Consider the following 735-nt stretch of genomic DNA (forward strand, 5'->3'; position numbering starts at 1 on the left):
TGCGCGAGGTCCTGCCGCCCGATCTCTATGCACGCTGGGCGCTGCTCAAGCAGCGTCACATCGGGCGCGACAATGGCATCGAGAAAGACCGCCCGCTGGTGGCGGCTACGCAGTTGTACGCCGCCGCCCTCAAGGATGTGGGGCTGGGCCGATCCTCGCCGGTCTCCAGGATCATCGAGAAGGCCAGCAAGGCACACGGCCTCAAGCCGGTGTCGACCCAGGTCACGATCAAGATCGCCGACCCGCGGCAGGCGTTGAAGGAAGTGCGCGGGACGGCCCTGCAGGACGTGGAATGCTTCCGGCGCACGCTGGAGGTGATCGAGCACGGGCTGCCGCTGCTGGCCGAGCGCGCCAATGCCTGGGCGGTGGGTGATATCCAGGCGCTGCAGCGCCTTGCAGTGAAAGGGCAGTACATGGCTTGCGCGGATGCGGTGGCCAACAGTGACTTCGGGCGCCGCCGCGGCCTGACCGACGTCGATGCCCAGGCTCACCGCAAATGGATCTCCATGGCCAGCGACGCGCTGGCACGCAACGCGGTGACCTTCGCGACGGTGCCGGTGACCTCGCTGGTCACGCCCGGCGGCTATATCGATCAGCTGCGCGAGCGTGGATTCGAGGTGCAGATCCCGGAATGACGCTTGCGCCGACGCGCTTTTCGGGAGCGGGAAGGCAGACATATTCGATGTCTACCCAGTGCGAATACTTCATGGCATAGTCAGCTTCAGTTCATTCCGG

At 65.6% G+C, this 735-nt stretch carries 1 protein-coding gene; it reads left to right on the forward strand.

The genetic code is table 11. The annotated features are described in order from the left end of the window. Window positions 1-635: TraB/GumN family protein (locus tag AAE045_RS23475; RefSeq protein ID WP_455549720.1), on the forward strand; the 635-nt coding region annotated here is incomplete at its 5' end. Window positions 636-735 lie beyond the last annotated feature (100 nt).

This window comes from Dryocola clanedunensis (genome assembly GCF_038405435.1).
Classification (GTDB): Bacteria; Pseudomonadota; Gammaproteobacteria; order Enterobacterales; family Enterobacteriaceae; genus Dryocola; species Dryocola clanedunensis_A.